Consider the following 17,258-nt stretch of genomic DNA (forward strand, 5'->3'; position numbering starts at 1 on the left):
TATCGAACATGACGAAATCCGCGAAGTTGACCACCGTCGCGCTGTCCGTATTCCGCTTGAACGGCCTGCTGATCGAATGGGGCAACACCTTTGCCGGGCCGCACGGCCTGACCAGTGCGCGCTGGCAGGTGCTGGGCGCCATCTCGCTGGCGCCGGAAGCCCCGAACATCCCGCAGATCGCCGACGCGATGGGCATCACGCGGCAGGCGGTGCTGAAGCAGATCAACGTGCTGACCGACGAAGGGCTGGTTGAGTCGCTACCCAATCCGGCACACAAGCGTTCCCCTTTGTACGCGCTGACGCCACGCGGCGAGGCGGCCTATCAGGCCGTGGTCGGGCAGTGGCAACAGCATGTCCGCGACATCGCCGGCGATTTCAGTTCGGCTGACCTGGATGCGGCGATCCGCGTGCTGTCGGCGATGTCCCGTGCACATGGCGCCGATGCATCGACGTGAACGTTCAATCACCCCGGTCACCCATAGGAGTTCCCATGCCTCATTTCAAACCGATGGATCCGGCCTTTCCGATCCAGCAACAGATCGCCATCGACGCGGAGCCGGTCGTCCTCGTCAACGTGTTCACGCTGGCCGCCGCCGACGAAGCGGACTTTCTCGCCGTGTGGAAGGACGACGCCGAATTCATGAAGCGGCAGCCGGGATTCATCTCGACCCAGTTGCATCGCGCGCTGGGCGACAGTCCGACTTACCTGAACTACGCGATCTGGGAATCGACCGCGGCGTTTCGCGCGGCGTTCACGCATCCGGCGTTCGTCGCCAAGCTGTCGGCCTATCCGTCGTCCGCCGTCGCGAGCCCGCACCTGTTCCAGAAAGTCGGTGTGGCCGGTATCTGCACCGCGTGAGTGCACACGGGAATCGGGGCAACGCGTGGCATTGGCGGGCGTGTCGCGCGTCGCTCGCGCACCCGGACTTCTCCACAGAAAATGTTGGCAAGCTTGTGGATATCCTGCGCACCGCAACGCTAAGCCCTTGATCCGACGGACTTTGGCACGCGTGATGCAGACGAGGCCCAGCTGATGGCCATCGCCTACACCGCTTCGCCGCACTTCGCATCACGACGCCACGACGACGCACGCCGCAGTCGGCGCACACGTGCCCGCCATGCGCGGCGCCACTTACCCACAGATTTTGTTGGCAAGCTTGTGGATATCCTGCGCAAGCCTGCGCTAACCCGTTGATCGCACGACGTTTCATGCACGGCGTCACGGTTGCGGCACCCTACGGCCCCGGCCTGCGCGCAAGCGCACGATCCCGCGCGACAGCAGCGCCTCACCGTCACCTTGACGCTCGCGCCCGCCACGCGTCAAGATCACGCGAGCCGCCGCGGCCGCGCATCATCGGCTACTCGCGACGGCTCAACGCGCCGGCCGTTCCGCCGGCGCCGCACCACGACACCTCACTCCGAGGAAGACCATGGAACACTTCACCGCGTGGCAGCTGGTCGTCTCACTCGTGCTGGTCGCCGTCGTCATCTATCCGTACGTCCGCATCGTTCGGCGCACCGGGCATTCGGGCTGGTGGATCCTGACGATGTTCGTCCCGGTCCTGAACTTCATCATGTTGTGGGTGTTCGCGTTCGCGCGCTGGCCCACCGTCGACGATCGGCAGCCCTGATCGTCGCCAGCGCGGCCGCCAGGCTTGTCCACAGATTTTGTTGGCAAGCATGTGGATAGCCTGCGCATACCGCGACCAAGCGCTTGATCCGAAAGACTTTGTCCGCGCCGCTTCAAATGCGGCACGCGGCCGGAAAAGTGCCGCTCGCACGCCCATTCGCCACGTGACCGGGCGCCTTCCGCGCGTGCGGACCGGCTTGTCCACAGATTGTGTTGGCAAGCGTGTGGATAGCCTGCGCATACCAAGGCCAAGCGCTTGATCCGAAAGACTTTGTCCGCGCCGCCTCAAATGCGGCACGGCGGCCCGCGCCACGCCGGATGCGGCCGCGCGCGGGGTTGTCCACACTTTTTGTTGGCAAGCATGTGGATATCCTGAGCATGCGTGACCTAAGTCGTTGATCGCACAACGTTTGATCACGCGGGTCACGGTTGCGGCACGGCATGCACGCGGATCGCGTCACGCACGGCGTGCCGCCCGCCTCAACCGAATGCCCGGACCACGATGCGTGCGACCGACGCGATCACGTCGTCCTTCGCGCGCGCATCGGCACGCGCCTGCGTGTAGTACACGGCCAGCGCGATCGGCGCACCCGACGGCGACCACACGACACCCGCGTCGTTGGTCGTCCCGTAGTCGCCGGTGCCCGTCTTGTCGCCGACCGTCCACCCGGCCGGCACACCCGCACGGATCCGCTTGTCGCCGACCTTGTTGCCGCGCATCCACGCGACGAGCTGCGCACGCTGCGCGGCCGGCAACGCCTCGCCGACCATCAGCACGCGCATGCTCGCGGCCATCGCGGCCGGCGTCGTCGTGTCGCGCAGGTCGCCCGGCAGCGCGGTATTCAGTTCGGTCTCCCATCGATCGAGCCGGAACGTGTCGTCGCCGATCGAGCGCGCATAGGCCGTCACCGCCGACGGGCCGCCGAGCAGCTTCATCAGCAGGTTCGCGGCCGAGTTGTCGCTGTACTGGATCGTAGCCTCGCACAGCGCGGCGACGGTCATGCCGTCGTCGACATGCTTGCCCGACACCGGCGAATAGTTGACGAGGTCGGCCTGGGTGTACGTCACGCGCTGTTGCAGCAACGCCGGTCGTTCGACGCTCTGCGCCAGCACCGCCGCGCTCAGCATCGCCTTGAACGTGCTGCAGAACGGGAAGCGCTCGTTCTGACGATGTTCCACGCGCCGGCCGGTCGCGATGTCGATCGCGCACACGCCAAGGCGGCCGCCGGCGCTGCGTTCGAGCTCGGCCAGCATCTGCCCGGCTGCAGCGGGCGTCACAGCCGCGGCTGCGGCAGTTGCATCGTCCGACGCCGCGGCCTGCCGCGACGCGCATGCGGCAACGGTCAACGCAAGCGGCGCCGTCGCAGCGGCCAGCAACAGGGTTCGACGTTTCGATGAGTAGGTCATGTCGGTTGTCTCGTGGTGGAATGTGAGCGAAAGGATGTTGAACGCGCCCGGCCGGCGAGACAGCACTATCGGGACTTTACGGTTGCCTGACAAGCAAAGATAATTGAGCGCTGACAAAAGAAATTCTTATGACCAAGCTCCGCCCTCATCTTCCGCTCAATGCGCTGCGCGCGTTCGAATCGTCGGCGCGCCACCTGAACTTCACGCGCGCCGGCCTCGAGCTGAGCGTGACCCAGGCCGCGGTCAGCCAGCAGGTGCGCTCGCTCGAGGAACGGCTCGGCTGCACGTTGTTCACGCGACTGCCGCGCGGCCTCGGGCTCACCGACGAGGGGCGCGCGCTGCTGCCGGTGCTCAGCGACGCGTTCAGCCGCATCGAGACCGTGCTCAAGCAGTTCGACGGCGGGCGCTTCCACGAGGTGCTGACGCTCGGCGTCGTCGGCACCTTTGCCCTAGGCTGGCTAATGCCGCGCTTGAAGCAGTTCGGCGATACGCATCCGTTCGTCGAGCTGCGGATGCGGACCAACAACAACGTCGTCGACCTGGCCGCCGAGGGCCTCGACTTCGCGATCCGCTTCGGGGAAGGCAACTGGCCGGCCACGCGCAACGAGCGTCTGCTCGACGCGCCGCTCACCGCGCTGTGCGCGCCGGACATCGCGCGGCGCCTCGCGCAACCGGCCGATCTCGCGAACGAAACGCTGCTGCGCTCGTACCGCACCGACGAATGGCATGGCTGGTTCGACGCCGCGCAGCTCGCGCCGTGGGCGGTCAACGGGCCCGTGTTCGATTCGTCGCGGCTGATGGTCGAGGCCGCGATGCAGGGCGCGGGCGTCGCGCTCGCGCCGGCGTGCATGTTCGCGCGCGAACTGCAGCTCGGCCTGCTCGTGCGGCCGCTCGACATCGACGTGCGCGCCGGCGGCTACTGGCTCACTTCGCTGAAGTCGAAACCGCTCACGCCGGCGATGACGCTCTTTCGCGACTGGATCGTGGCCGAGGCGGCCGCGACGGCGCAGGCCGAATGACACGGCCCGGCTTGTCCACAGAAAGTGTTGGCAAGGATGTGGATATCCTGGGTACCCGGGGCCTAAGCCCTTGATCGCGCACGAATTAGCGTTCCGACGCAGACATCGGGCAGCCTCTGTTCACGGGCGTCGCGAGCCGGCCCCCGACGGCCCGATCCTCAACTGTCGCGACGCAATCGATTGCGAGTTGTCCACAGAATATGTTGGCAAGCCTGTGGATATCCTTCCCATGCGGCGCGTAACATCCTGATACAAAAGGGGATTCAATCCACGGACCTTGCGAGGTCAACCCTGTGGCAGCGCCGTCGCTTTCGCACGGCCCGCGCCGCACCCGGCTCGGGGCCGGACGGTTCTCCACAGATTGTGTTGGCAAGCTTGTGGATATCCTGCGTACCGGCCACCTAACTCCTTGAGCGCACGGCGTTTTGTGCTTCATCTACAGAATCGGGCAGCCCCGGCGCAGCCCGTGCGGCAGGCGCCGGGGCCGGGGCCATCCGGGCATCAATGCCGGTCGAGCCCGCCGCGCAATTCGCTCGCCTTGTCGCGCAGCGCCTCGTAACCCGAGCGCGCATGCTCGGGCAGGTCGGGATCGCCGATCAGCGCACCGAGCGTTTCGATCAGGCTGAACAGGATGCCCTTCGCCGCGCCGACCGCGATGCTCTGCGATTCGATCGACTTGTGCAGGTGGTCGACCGCCGCTTCCAGATTCTCGAGCTTGTGCTCGCTGTCGTCGGGCCGGTTGTCGGTCGTCATCGTCTACCTCCGCCATCGTTCAAGGGTCATGTCACGATTCTATGCCGCTGCACGCGAACGTGGCGCGACATCGCGCAACGTTCGCGCCGCGCCGCGCTACAGCACCGCGATCACCTTCACGCGGCCCGGCTGCTCCGCCGCCGCGACGACCTGGCCGTCGACGCGGCGGAACGTGAGCGACACGGTTTCGTCACCGACGCGCAACGCGTCGATCCGCAGCCAGTCGACGCCTTCCGGCAGCGTCGGGCGCTCGACGCGCACCTCGTGGCGCGATGCGTCGATGCTCACGCCGAGGCAGGCCTGCAGCATCATGAACGGCGCACCGGCCGCCCACGCCTGCGGCAGGCAGGCCACCGGATACGCGGTCGGCGGTTCGCCGCGCCGGCGCGGGAACCCGCAGAACAGTTCGGGCAGGCGCATCTCGAAGCTCACCGCCGCCTCGAACAGCGCGCGCAGCAGGTTCACCGCGGCGGTCTTGTCGCCGTAGCGCGCCAGCCCGCGCGCGATCAGCGCATTGTCGTGCGGCCACACCGAGCCGTTGTGATACGCCATCGGGTTGAAGCGCGGCTGGCCGGCCGCGAGCGTGCGGATGCCCCACCCCGTCTGGAATAGCGCCGAGCCGAGCACGCCGGCGACCGCCGCGCCGCGCTCGGCGTCGGGCAGACCGAATGCGAGCAGGTGGCCCGCGTTCGACGCGAACACGCGGCACAGGTCGCCATGACCATCGAGCGCGATGCCGTAGAAATTGCCTTCCGGCATCCAGAACAGCGCGTCGACCTGCTCGCGCAGCGTCTTCGCGCGCAACGCATAGCGGGTGGCATCGGCCGCGTGGCCGCGCCGGTGCGAGCACATCGACATCGCATCGAGCGCCGCGCACGCATACGCCTGCACCTCGACGAGCGCGATCGGGCCGTCCGGGAAGCGGCCGTCCGCGTGGAACACCGAATCGTGGCTGTCCTTCCAGCCCTGATTCGCGAGGCCGCGCTCCGACGTGCGCTGGTAATCGAGCAGTCCGTAAGGATTGCGGTCGCACTTGTCGATCACCCACTGCGCCGCACGCTCGAGCGCGGGCCACAGCTCGTCGATCAGCGCATCGTCGCCGGTGCGTTCGACGTATGCGCCCGCGAGCACGATGAACAGCGGCGTCGTATCGACCCCACCGTAGTACAGCGCGAACGGCACCTCGCCGGTCGCGGCCATCTCGCTGCGGCGGAACTCGTGCATGATCTTGCCGGGCTCCGCGTCGCGGAATGCGGACGTCTCGCGCGCCTGGTGCTCGGCCAGAAAGCGCAGCACGCCGCGCGCGAGCGACGGCTGCAGCCACAACATCTGCAGCGACGTGATCACCGCGTCGCGGCCGAACGGCGTCGAGAACCACGGAATGCCCGCATACGGGTACGGCCCCGTGTCGAGCTGCGTCGTGAGCAGCCCGAGATCCGCGAGCGAGCGGTCGAGCCACGCGTCGAACAGCGGATTGCCGGTGTTCACGCGCGCCATCGATTCGCGCCGCGCGCGCATCTCGCGGTGCACGCCGACGAGCGCGGTGCGCAGCGCGACGCGGCCGCATCCCGGCCCTTCCGCATGCGCGGGGCCGAGCGTCGCGTCGACGGTCAGGTAGATCGACACGCAGGCCTGCGCGGCGATCGTCAGCGTGTAGTCGGCACGATCGACCGACAGCGCATCGGGCGCCGGCGAGAAATGCACGGTCACGTTGCGCTCGACGCTGTCGAGGCCGTCATAGCGCAGCCGCACCGCGCCCGCGTCCACACGCGGCGCCGCCACGGTGCCGCGCTTCGGGCGCTGTGTGCCGCGCACCTCGAACATGTCCTTGAAATCGGCCGCGAACGACAGCGACAGCGGCACCTCGGCTTCGCTCGCGCCGTAGTTCGTCAGCGTCAGCGCTTCGTAAAGCACGTCGCCCGCGAGCACGCGCATCCGCTCGATGTGGATCACGCCTTCGGGCGTTTCGTGGCCGCCGAGCGGCGGCAGCGGACGGTTCGTCAGGTGTGCGGTGAACGATGCGTTGTCGGCGCTGGTCGCGCCCGACAGCAGCGACGGCGCGCGACCGCCGAAGGTCAGGCGCCACGTCGACAGCACGCGCATGTCGTCAACGAACAGGCCGTCGTCGTGACCGCCGATGTCGCCGAGCGCGTCGCTGACCACGAACGCGTCGCCGGATTTCAGCACGTACTGGTTGTTGCGCGCCAGTGCCTGCGGATCGGCTTCAGGCGCGATGAAGGCGGGGCCCGTCGGTGCGATCGGGGCAACAGGCGCGACTTGCGGCGCCTGGGTCGTCGTGGCTTCAGCGTGATTCGGCATCGATGCTCCTGTGTCGGGTCGCAACGCGCGGCGCGTCGCGTGTTTCGCACAGGATAGGACAGAACCGGGAACGTGCGCAGCGAGGAAAAAGCCGCGACACCGTGCGACGTTGCCGTCGCCGCATGGCGTCGCGTTCAGGCACATCAGTAACCGCTCAGAACTTCCACAGGATGTTGCCGAGTATCGCGTTGTCGCGCACGCCGCTGCCGTACTGGCCGCTGTACGTGAGGCCGAGCGTCAGGCGCTTCGTGATGTTCGCGTCGATGCCGGCCTCGAGCACGGCGCTGTCGCGAGCAATCGGCACGCCCGATACCTGGAACGACGTGCCGCCGTTCGCGAACGTGAACGCCGATGACGGCGTCACGTTGCCGAACGCATGCCGCCAGCCGACCGTCCCGCGTGCGGTGAACGTGCCGCTCGCGATCGAGCCGAGCTGCGACGCCGCGCGCACGCCGAGGGTCGAGAAGCCGACGTGCGTCGTCTCGCCGCCGGCGCGCAGCGCGGCCGCGCCACCGGTTTCCGTATAGCCGTCGGTGTGCAGGTTCACATACGCGAGGCCCGCGAACGGTTCGATCGCCACGGGCCCGACCGGCAGCGCGTAGCCGACTTCGCCGAACACCTGCGCCGAATTCGCGTCGTAGCCGGCCGAATCGTGATCGGAGAAGCCCGCGAAGCCCGGCGAACGGTCGCTGTTGATCCGGTACCACGTGTACGACGCGCCGCCGCGCACGCCGAGCGCGCCGTACTGCGCGCCGCCGTACAGCGACAGGTAGTAGCTGTTCACCGACGCCGACGAACTCTGGTCGTTGTCGAGCGAGCTGTGCGTGACACCCGCGGCCAGGCCCGCCCGCCACTTGTCGTTGAGCGCCATGTCGGCACCGGCGATGAAGCCCGTCATGCTGCGGTTGACCGTCGACGCGTTGCCGTCGCCGGTGAGCCGGCTGCGGCCGCCGAACGCCTGCCCCCAGACGACCGGCTGGTAAGGCGTGCCGCCGTAGCAGCCGTCGCGCGAGCCGATCCGGCGTTCCGGCGGCAGCGTCGGGTCGACCGCGCCGGCCGTGTTGTCGCCGCACAAGGCCGCGCCCCCCGACGACAGCGCCGCGAGCGGGCCCGATCCCGGCGCGAGGCCCTGGCGGACACGATCGGTCACCGCGTCGCGCACATAGCGGCTGTCGAGCAGCAGCATGCTCTTCAGGCTCGCCTGCAGTTCACCGTCGAGCAGCCCGTAGGCGCGGCGTGCGGTCGTCGCATCGGTCGTCACCACGGCGTCGTACAGCGGGTTGCCGGCGCCGAGCCCGCCGAGCGCGCCCGCGACCGAGCGCTGGTTCGGCGTCGTCGCGACATCGGGAAACGCGGTACCGTTCGAGACCAGCCGCAGGTACACGTGATCCGGATCGTAGCTGAGCGTCGGCGCGAGGAACGCGTAGTTCGCATTCACCTGGCTGAACGTGCCCTGCACGCCCGACCCTGCGGAAAGGATCGTATAGGTCGTGCTCGGCTGGTAGCCGCTCTGGTTCGCCAGCACCTGCACGGTGCCGCCGTTCAGCGTCGCCGTGCCGCTTGCCGCGAGACTGCCGCTTTGCTGCGGCGAGGCCGCGACCTGGAACGTCGAGCCCGGCTGGAACGTGACGTTGCCGCCCACGTTCAGCGCCGCGCCCGGCTGCGACGCGGCCGCCGTCGCGCCGCCCTGCACCACGAGGCCGCCGATCGTGCCGGTGCCCGTGACCGTCGCACCGTTCTGCACGGTCACGGTCGACTGTCCGAGCGAACCGTTCACGGCGAGCGTGCCCGCGCTGACCGTGGTCGGGCCGCTCAGCGTGCTGGCGCCCGTCAGCGTCAGTTGCCCGCTGCCGGCCTGCGTGAGCGAACCCGCACCGGACAGCACGCTTGCGATCGTCACGTTGCCGGATTGATTGACGATCAGCGCGCCGTTGTCGACGACATTGCCGGCGATGCTGCCCGACGTGCCGCCGTTGCCGAGTTGCAGCGCGCCGCCGGCCGTGATGGTGGTGCCCCCCGTGTACGTGTTCGCGCCCGTCAGCGTCTGGATGCCGGTGCCGGCGATCGTCACGCCGCCCGTGCCGCCGATCGTCCCGCCGAACGTGCCGTTGCCGCTGCCGTTCAACGTCAGCGCATTGGCGCCGAGATTGACGGTCGCGCCGGCCGCGCCGTTCAACGTACCGATCGTCTGCGCGCCTGTCGCGCCGCTCGCGTCGAACGTCGCCCCTGCGCCCGCGAGATTCACCGCGCCCGTCGACGCAAGGCTGCCGCCCGCGCCAAGTGCCAGCGTGCTGCCGCCGTTGATGGTCGTGCCGCCCGTGTAGGTGTTCGCGCCCGTCAGCGTCTGCGTGCCGGTACCCGCGAACGTCACGCCGCCCGCGCCGCCGATCGCACCGCCGAACGTGTTGTTGCCGCTGCCGTTCAGCGTCAGCGCATTCGTGCCGAGGGTCACGTTCGTGCCGGCGCCGCCGTTCAGCGCACCGATCGTCTGTGCCCCCGTCGCGCCGCTCACGTTGAACGTCGCCCCCGTGCCGGCCAGATTCACCGTGCTGCCCGACGCGAGGCTGCCGCCCGCACCGAGCGCCAACGTGCTGCCGCCGTTGATGGTCGTGCCGCCCGTGTAGGTGTTCGCGCCCGTCAGCGTTTGCGTGCCGGCGCCCGCGAACGTCACGCTGCCGGTGCCGCCGATCGCGCCGCCAAACGTGTTGTTGCCGCTGCCGTTCAGCGTGAGCCCATTCGCGCCGAGGTTCACGTTCGTGCCGGTGCCGCCGGACAGCGTGCCGAGCGTCTGCGCGCCCGATGCGCCGCTCAGGTTGAGCGTTGCGCCCGTGCCGGCCAGATTCACTGCGCTACCCGACGCGAGGCTGCCGCCCGCGCCGAGCGCCAGCGTGCTTCCACCGTTGATCGTCGTGCCGCCCGTGTACGTGTTCGCCCCCGTCAGCGTCTGTGTGCCGGCGCCCGCGAACGTCACGCTGCCGGTGCCGCCGATCGCGCCGCCGAACGTCCCGCCGCTTCCGTTCAACGTCAGTGCGTTGCCGCCGAGGTTCACGTTCGTGCCGCCCGCGCCGTTCAACGCACCGAGTGTCTGCGCACCCGTCGCGCCGCTCACGTCGAACGTCGCCCCCGTGCCGGCCAGATTCACCGTGCTGCCCGACGCGAGGCTGCCGCCCGCACTCAATGCCAGCGTGCTGCCACCGTTGATCGTCGTACCGCCCGTGTAGGTATTCGCGCCCGTCAGCGTCTGCGTGCCGGCGCCCGCGAACGTCACGCTGCCGGTGCCGCCGATCGCGCCGCCGAACGTGTTGTTGCCGCTGCCGTTCAGCGTGAGTCCATTCGCGCCGAGGTTCACGTTCGTGCCTGCGCCGCCGGACAGCGTGCCGAGCGTCTGCGTGCCCGATGCGCCGCTCAGGTTGAGCGTTGCGCCCGTGCCGGCCAGGTTCACCGCGCTGCCCGACGCGAGACTGCCGCCCGCGCCGAGCGCCAGCGTGCTGCCGCCGTTGATGGTCGTGCCGCCCGTGTACGTGTTCGCCCCCGTCAGCGTCTGCGTACCGGTACCCGCGAACGTCACGCTGCCGGTGCCGCCGATCACGCCGCCGAACGTGCCGTTGGTGCTGCCGTTCAACGTCAGCGCATTGGCGCCCAGGTTCACGCTCGTGCCGCCGATGCCGCTCAGCGTGCCGAGTATCTGCGGGCCCGATGCGCCGCTCAGGTTGAACGTCGCGCCCGTGCCGGCCAGGTTCACCGTGCTACCCGTCGCGAGGCTGCCGCCCGCGCCCAACGCGAGCGTGCTGCCGGCATCGATCGTCGTGCCGCCCGTGTAGGTATTCGCACCCGTCAGCGTCTGCGTGCCGGTGCCCGCGAACGTCACCCCCCCGGTGCCGCCGATCGCACCACCGAACGTGCCGCTGGCAGTCCCGCTCAACGTCAACCCGTTCGCGCCCAGATCCACGTTCGTATTGGCCGCGCCATTCAACGCACCGATCGTCTGCGTGCCCGATGCGCCGCTCAGGTTGAACGTCGCGCCCGCGCCGGCGAGATTCACCGCGCCGCCCGACGTGAGGCTGCCGCCCGCACCCAGCGCCACCGTGCTGCCACCGTTGATCGTCGTACCGCCCGTGTAGGTATTCGCACCCGTCAGCGTCTGCGTGCCGGTACCCGCGAACGTCACGCTGCCGGTGCCACCGATCACGCCGCCGAACGTGCCGTTGGTGCTGCCGTTCAACGTCAGCGCATTCGCGCCCAGGTTCACGCTCGTGCCGTCGATACCGCTCAGCGTGCCGATCGCCTGCGGGCCTGATGCGCCGCTCAGGTTGAACGTCGCACCCGTGCCGGCGAGATTCACCGCACTGCCCGATGCGAGGCTGCCGCCCGCGCCCAACGCCAGTGTGCTGCCGCCGTTGATGGTCGTGCCGCCCGTATAGGTGTTCGCACCCGTCAGCGTCTGCGTGCCGGTGCCCGCGAACGTCACGCTGCCGGTGCCGCCGATCACGCCGCCGAACGTGCCGCTGGCGGTGCCGCTCAGCGTCAGCCCGTTCGCGCCCAGATCCACGTTCGTACTGGCCGCGCCATTCAACGCGCCGATCGTCTGCGGGCCCGATGCGCCGCTCAGGTTGAACGTCGCGCCCGCGCCGGCGAGATTCACTGCGCCGCCCGACGCGAGGCTGCCGCCCGCACCCAGCGCCAGCGTGCTGCCACCGTTGATCGTCGTGCCACCCGTGTACGTATTGGCGCCCGTCAGCGTCTGCGTGCCGGTACCCGCGAACGTCACGCTACCGGCGCCGCCGATCACGCCGCCGAACGTGCCATTGGTGCTGCCGTTCAACGTCAGCGCATTCGCACCGAGGTTCACGTTCGTGCCGGCCACCCCGGTCAGCGCGCCGATCGCCTGCGGGCCCGATGCGCCGCTCAGGTTGAACGTCGCGCCCGTGCCGGCGAGGTTCACCGTACCCGTCGACGCGAGACTGCCGCCCGCGCCGAGCGCCAGCGTGCTGCCGCCGTTGATCGTCGTGCCGCCCGTGTACGAGTTCGTGCCGGACAGCGTTTGCGTGCCCGTGCCGGCCACGGTCAGGCCGCCGGTGCCGCCGATCGTGCCGCCGAAATTGCCGCTGGCGGTGCCGCTCAGCGTCAGCCCGTTCGCGCCGAGGCTCACGGCCGAGCCGGCGACGCCGCTCAGCGCGCCGATCGTCTGTGCGCCCGTCGCGCCGCTCAGGTCGAGCGTCGCGCCCGCACCGGCCACGTTCACCGCACCCGTCGCCGCCAGGCTGCCGCCGGCACCGAGCGCCAGCGTGCCCGCGTTGATCGTCGTGCCGCCCGTGTAGTTGGCCGCGCTCGTCAGCGTCGTCGTCGCCGCGCCGTTCTTCACGAGGGCACCTGCGCCGGTGATGCCGCCGTTCAACGTGAGCGCGTTGCTGCCGCCGAGCGTCAGCGTCGCGCCGGTGCCGAGATTGACCGCGTTGTTGACCGACAGGCTCGCGCTCGTGTCGAGCGTCGCCGCGCCGCCGACGTTCAGCGCGCCGCCGCCGAGCGCCCCGTTGTTGCCGAGCACCAGGCCGCCGCTGTTCAGGTTCGTGCCGCCCGTATAGACGTTCGCGCCCGTCAGGGTCTGCGTGCCGGTACCGGCCAGCGTCAGGCTGCCGGTGCCGCCGATCACGCCGCTGAAGGTGCCGCTGGCGGTCCCGCCCAGCGTCAGCCCGTTGCCGCCCATGTTGACGGCCGTCCCCGCGACACCCGACAGCGCACCGATCGTCTGGGCGCTGGTCGCCGCGCCCAGGTCGAGCGCCGCGCCCGCGCCTGCCAGGTTCACCGCGCCCGTCGCCGCCAGGCTGCCGCCGGCGCCCACCGCCAGCGTGCCCGCGTTGATCGTCGTGCCGCCCGTGTAGGTGTTCGCACCCGTCAGCGTCGTGGTCGCCGGGCCGTTCTTCACGAGACCGCCCGCGCCGGAAATGCCGCCGCTCAACGCGAGCGCATTGCTGCCGCCCAGCGTCAGCGTCGAACCGTTGCCAAGACTGACCGCGTTGGCGACCGACACGTTCGTGTTCGTGTCGAGCGTCGCCGCGCCCGCGACGTTCACCGTGCCGGTACCGAGCGCGCTGTTGTTGCCGAGTACCACGCTGCTGCCGCCGCTCAGGTTCGTGCCGCCCGAGTAGGTGCTCGCGCCGTTCAGCGTCTGCGTGCCGGTGCCGGCCAGCGTCAGGCTGCCGGTGCCGCCGATCGCACCGCTGAAGGTGCCGCTGGCGGTTCCGCCCAGCGTCAGCGCGTTACCGCCCAGCGCGACGTTCGTCCCGGCGACACCGGACAGCGCACCGATCGACTGCGCACCGGTCGCGGCGCTCACGTCGAGCGTCGCACCCGCACCGGCCAGGTTCACCGCGCCCGTCGCCGCAAGGCTGCCGCCCCCGCTGATCGCCAGCGTGCCCGCGTTGATCGTCGTGCCGCCCGTGTAGGTGTTCGCGGCCGTCAACGTCGTGGTCGCCGCGCCGTCCTTCACGAGCCCGCCCGCGCCGGCGATGCCGCCGTTCAGCGTGAGGGCATTGCTGCCGCCCAGTGTCAGCGTCGAACCGGTGTTGAGGTTGACGGCGTTGTTGACCGACAGGTTCGTGCTCGTATCGAGCGTCGCCGCGCCGCCGACGGTCAGCGCGCCCGTGCCGAGCGCCGCATTGTTGCCGAGCACCAGGCCGCCTGCGTTCAGGGTCGTGCCGCCGGCGTAGTTGTTCGCGCCGGACAGCGCCACCGTCGCCGCGCCGTTCTTCACGAGACCGCCGCCACCCGACACCGTGCCGCTCAGGCCCAGATTGGTGCTGCCGGCAAGCGTCAGCGTCGTGCCGGCGGCGATGTTGACACCGTTCGCGAGCGATACGTTGGTGGTCGCGTCGAGCGTCGACGAGCCGTTCACGTTCACCGCGCCGAGGCCGAGCGCCGTATTGCTGCCGACGGAGAGGTTGCCGCCGTTCAGGTTCGTTCCGCCCGTGTACACGTTGGCGCCGGTCAACGTCTGCGTGCCCGTGCCCGACAGCGTCACGCCGCCCGTGCCGCCGATCGTGCCCGCGTACGTCGCATTGCCGCTGCCGTTCAACGTCAGCGAATTGCCGCCGAGGTTCACGGCCGAGCCGGCCGCGCCCGCCAGCGCGCCGACCGTCTGCGTGCCCGACGCGTTGCTCAGGTCGAACGTCGCGCCCGCGCTGCTCAGGTTCACCGTGCCGGATGCCGCGAGGCTGCCGCCGGCACCCAGCGCGAGCGTGCCGCTGTTGATCGTCGTGTCGCCGGTGTAGGTGTTCGTGCCCGTCAGCGTCAGCGTTGCCGCACCGTTCTTCACGAGGCCGCCGTTGCCGTTGATGGAGCCGGCCAGTCCGAGATTGTTGCTGCCGCCGACCGTCAGCGTCGTGCCCGTGGCGAGATTGACGGTGTTGTTGAGCGTCGCGTTCGTGCTCGAGTCGAGCGTGGCCGAGCCGTTGACGTTCAGCGCACCGGTGCCGAGCGCCCCGTTGTTGCCGACCACGAGGCCGCCCGCGTTCAGGTTCGTGCCGCCCGTGTAGTTGTTCGCGCCGGACAGCGTCAGCGTGCCGCTGTCGTTCTTCGTCAGCGCGCCGCCGCCCGATACCGTGCCCGACAGCGTGAGCCCGGTCGAACCCTGCACCGTCAGGCCGCCCGCGCCGAGGCTCACGTTGTTGCTGACGTTGAGCCCGACCGCACCCGCCTGCAGCGCGCCGCCGGTGGCCGTGATGGTGCCGGTGCCGAGCGACGCGTTGTTGTTGATGATCGCCACGCCGCCCGCGAGCGTCGCGTCCTGCGCGGTCGACGCGCCGTTGATCGTCCAGTTGCCGCTCTGGACATCGACGTGATTGAAGTTGATGTAGTTGTTGGCCGCGATCGTGCCGTTCGCGCTCGCCCCCTGTTGCAGCTTGAGCGTGTTGTCACCGCCCGCGCCGCCGTCGACCGTGCCCGTCGCCGCGATACCGAGCGTGATCGGGCCGACCGTGATGTTCAGTGCGCCACCGGTGCCGCCCGCCGTGTTGACCGACGAGCCCGTCACGGCGGTGAACGCGTTCGTGCTGTTCGCGCCCATCGACACGCTGCCGTTGATCGTGCCCGAGTTGACGAACGTATTGCCCGCCCCGGGCGTGCCGTTCGAACCGAGCGACACGCGGCCGGTGATCGTCCCGCTGTTCGTCATGTTGACCGTGGCGCCGCCGTACGCGGCGACCACGGGCGCATCCGCGCCGGTGAGGGTCGCGCCGACCAGCGGGTTCGAGCCGATCGTGCCGGTGTTGTTGATCGTCGACGTGCCGCCCGTGCCGTTCTGGACCGACAGCGCCATGCCCGTCACGCCGCTGATCGCCACGCCGGTCGAGCCGTTCATCGTGCCGTTGTTGACGACGGTGGTGCCGGCGCTCGCCGCCGCGTTGCCGATCACCGTGCCGCTCGACAGCACGCCGAGGCCGGTGCCGAGCGCCGACGGGTCGATCGTGCCGTTGTTGGTCAGCTGGGTGTTGTTGCCCGTCAGCGACATCGCGGTGCCACCGACGCCGAGCAGCACGCCAACGCTCGCGCCGGCGTTGACGGTGGCATGAACGTTGTTCGCGTTGTTCGAATAGTTCGGCGCCAGCGGGTTGGCGACCCCGGAGCAGGTCACCGTCGTGCCCGCGGTGCTACAGGTCGCATAGGCGGGCACGATACCGGCGCCGGACAGCGCCAGGAAAACACCCGTCGGCAACAGCAATTTCGGAAACGGTTCGCCGGATTTTTTCGAACGCGCAAGATTCATGCTTTCCCTCGTCATGTTATTGGAATTGGCATTACCGTGAAATCGAACAGCCGGCCGCAGAAAATCGCGGACAAAAGCGTGTACCCCGGCTGTCGCGATGCGACGTCGGCTCATTCATGGACGAATCTTTAATTGGCCCTGGCAGGCAGGCGTGAAACTAGTCGAATGACATGTCGGTGGCCCCTGTTTTTTCTGCAGCGATTTTCTGGTTGATTTGATTACCGCCCTGCTTTTGTCAGACAAGGCTAGTTCAAAAAAACAGGCTTTTCCAGTCGATCTTTACCCTTGCATATCAGGGGTGCAGCGAGCGCGTATTTTTTACTTATCGGGGCGCTTCAGACAGGCAATTTCGTATGCCGCTTGCCCGCTAATTTGATATTTATCAAAAAATACGGAAATCAACCGCATCGGTGAAAATACCGATATCGGCGCGATTATCACGATGATTTATTGCAACGCAATATCCGCACGCCCGAAAAATATCGACACGAGATAATCCCCCGCGCCGTCATTTGTCAGACAAAAGGAAGGCAAATCCGACATTTAGCCGATCCTTTGGATTTCCGTCGCGTATCGGTCGAACACCATCCCCCGTTACGAAAACAGGCTCATCACATAAAGCATCGGCCGGAACGAAACCGGGCGCGCATCGGGGTTCACCCACAGCCGCGCCGCATACACCGCGTAGGCCGGCACTTCGCGTCAGCTCGAGTAGACGTCGCGCAACTGGAAACGGCGCGGATACGCGGCGGAGATGTCCGCCCGCGCGATGCCGACGCGCTCGAACGCGAGGCGCGCCCGCGCGAGGTGGTAATACTGGCTGACGATCACCACGCGCGACACGCGATGCGCCTGCAGATAGGCGAGCGTGTGCTGCGCGGTCGCGAGTGTGTTGTCGCCCTGATCGTCGACCGCGATCCGGTCGGCCGGCACGCCGCGCGCTACGAGATAGTCGCGCATCGCGGTCGCCTCGTTCAGCCCGGGGCCGTCGATCGCGCCGCTGACGAGGAACGCCGGGCACTGCCCCGTGCGGTAGCAGCGCACGCCCACGTCGAGCCGGGCGGCGAGCACGGGCTTCGGCGCGCCGGCCTCGTCGAGCGCGTTGCCGAAGATCACGGCGACGTCGGCCGGCTCGCTCGGCATCCGCATCCCGGACGCGACGAGCGCAACGGCCGCGACGATCCAGAGGCACGCGACGACGGCCAGCAGGCGGCCCAGGCGGGCAAACACGCCCCGTTTGGTGTGGTTTTTCAAGGTTTCGGTCTCTCAGGTCGTCGGGCGTAGCGGCTTGCCCCGCCCCGGACGGGCGCGTCACGCTAGCACGATGCGCGTTCGGGTGTCCACGCAACGGACCGATGCCGGACGGCGG

General features: G+C 68.9%; 8 protein-coding genes and 1 pseudogene. 4 read left to right on the plus strand and 5 right to left on the minus strand.

All coding sequences use genetic code 11. From position 1 onward, the window contains the following. Nucleotides 1–8: 8 nt before the first annotated feature. The 3 genes from CFB40_RS28180 to CFB40_RS28190 all read left to right on the plus strand — a co-directional run bounded on the left by CFB40_RS28180 (nt 9) and on the right by CFB40_RS28190 (nt 1,631). Nucleotides 9–455, plus strand: a complete 447-nt coding sequence (locus CFB40_RS28180; RefSeq protein WP_089426978.1) for a MarR family winged helix-turn-helix transcriptional regulator — start codon at nt 9–11, stop codon at nt 453–455. A gap of 35 nt (nt 456–490) precedes the next feature. Beyond that, nucleotides 491–859: an antibiotic biosynthesis monooxygenase family protein gene (locus CFB40_RS28185; RefSeq protein ID WP_089426977.1), complete on the plus strand. Its 369-nt coding sequence runs from the start codon at nt 491–493 to the stop codon at nt 857–859. Between the two features lie 571 nt (nt 860–1,430). Further along, a complete protein-coding gene (locus CFB40_RS28190; protein WP_046548390.1) occupies nt 1,431–1,631 on the plus strand; it encodes a membrane protein in 201 nt (66 codons plus the stop codon). Nucleotides 1,632–2,110: 479 nt separating this feature from the next. Here CFB40_RS28190 and blaPEN-bcc read toward each other — a convergent pair whose 3' ends face one another. Then, nucleotides 2,111–3,037 (minus strand): PEN family class A beta-lactamase, Bcc-type, encoded by a 927-nt coding sequence (gene blaPEN-bcc / locus CFB40_RS28195; RefSeq protein WP_089433035.1) that lies wholly within the window; start codon nt 3,035–3,037, stop codon nt 2,111–2,113. A gap of 128 nt (nt 3,038–3,165) precedes the next feature. Between blaPEN-bcc and penR the strand changes: the two genes are divergently transcribed. Further along, nucleotides 3,166–4,056, plus strand: a complete 891-nt coding sequence (gene penR, locus CFB40_RS28200; protein ID WP_089433036.1) for a beta-lactamase transcriptional regulator PenR — start codon at nt 3,166–3,168, stop codon at nt 4,054–4,056. A gap of 501 nt (nt 4,057–4,557) precedes the next feature. Here penR and CFB40_RS28205 read toward each other — a convergent pair. From CFB40_RS28205 to CFB40_RS28220, 4 genes and pseudogenes are all read right to left on the minus strand, one after another. Further along, nucleotides 4,558–4,809, minus strand: coding sequence for a hypothetical protein (locus tag CFB40_RS28205; protein ID WP_011354368.1), 252 nt, complete (start codon nt 4,807–4,809; stop codon nt 4,558–4,560). A 96-nt stretch (nt 4,810–4,905) separates the two neighbouring features. After that, the gene (locus tag CFB40_RS28210; RefSeq protein WP_089433037.1) at nt 4,906–7,128 is read right to left on the minus strand and encodes an amylo-alpha-1,6-glucosidase; all 2,223 of its coding nucleotides are present in this window, start codon (nt 7,126–7,128) and stop codon (nt 4,906–4,908) included. A 154-nt stretch (nt 7,129–7,282) separates the two neighbouring features. Continuing rightward, nucleotides 7,283–15,889 (minus strand): autotransporter-associated beta strand repeat-containing protein, encoded by an 8,607-nt coding sequence (locus CFB40_RS28215; protein ID WP_179255312.1) that lies wholly within the window; start codon nt 15,887–15,889, stop codon nt 7,283–7,285. Nucleotides 15,890–16,483: 594 nt separating this feature from the next. Further along, nucleotides 16,484–17,143, minus strand: a pseudogene (locus tag CFB40_RS28220) (YdcF family protein). Between the last annotated feature and the right edge of the window lie 115 nt (nt 17,144–17,258).

The sequence above is a fragment of the Burkholderia sp. AU31652 genome, assembly GCF_002223155.1.
Taxonomy (GTDB): domain Bacteria; phylum Pseudomonadota; class Gammaproteobacteria; order Burkholderiales; family Burkholderiaceae; genus Burkholderia.

Bases quoted from the DNA above. Each gene is read 5' to 3' on its own strand.
- blaPEN-bcc (WP_089433035.1), bottom strand. From the start codon at position 3,037: ATGACCTACTCATCGAAACGTCGAACCCTGTTGCTGGCCGCTGCGACG.
- CFB40_RS28180 (WP_089426978.1), top strand. From the start codon at position 9: ATGACGAAATCCGCGAAGTTGACCACCGTCGCGCTGTCCGTATTCCGC.
- CFB40_RS28205 (WP_011354368.1), bottom strand. From the start codon at position 4,809: ATGACGACCGACAACCGGCCCGACGACAGCGAGCACAAGCTCGAGAAT.
- CFB40_RS28210 (WP_089433037.1), bottom strand. From the start codon at position 7,128: ATGCCGAATCACGCTGAAGCCACGACGACCCAGGCGCCGCAAGTCGCG.
- penR (WP_089433036.1), top strand. From the start codon at position 3,166: ATGACCAAGCTCCGCCCTCATCTTCCGCTCAATGCGCTGCGCGCGTTC.
- CFB40_RS28215 (WP_179255312.1), bottom strand. From the start codon at position 15,889: ATGAATCTTGCGCGTTCGAAAAAATCCGGCGAACCGTTTCCGAAATTG.
- CFB40_RS28185 (WP_089426977.1), top strand. From the start codon at position 491: ATGCCTCATTTCAAACCGATGGATCCGGCCTTTCCGATCCAGCAACAG.
- CFB40_RS28190 (WP_046548390.1), top strand. From the start codon at position 1,431: ATGGAACACTTCACCGCGTGGCAGCTGGTCGTCTCACTCGTGCTGGTC.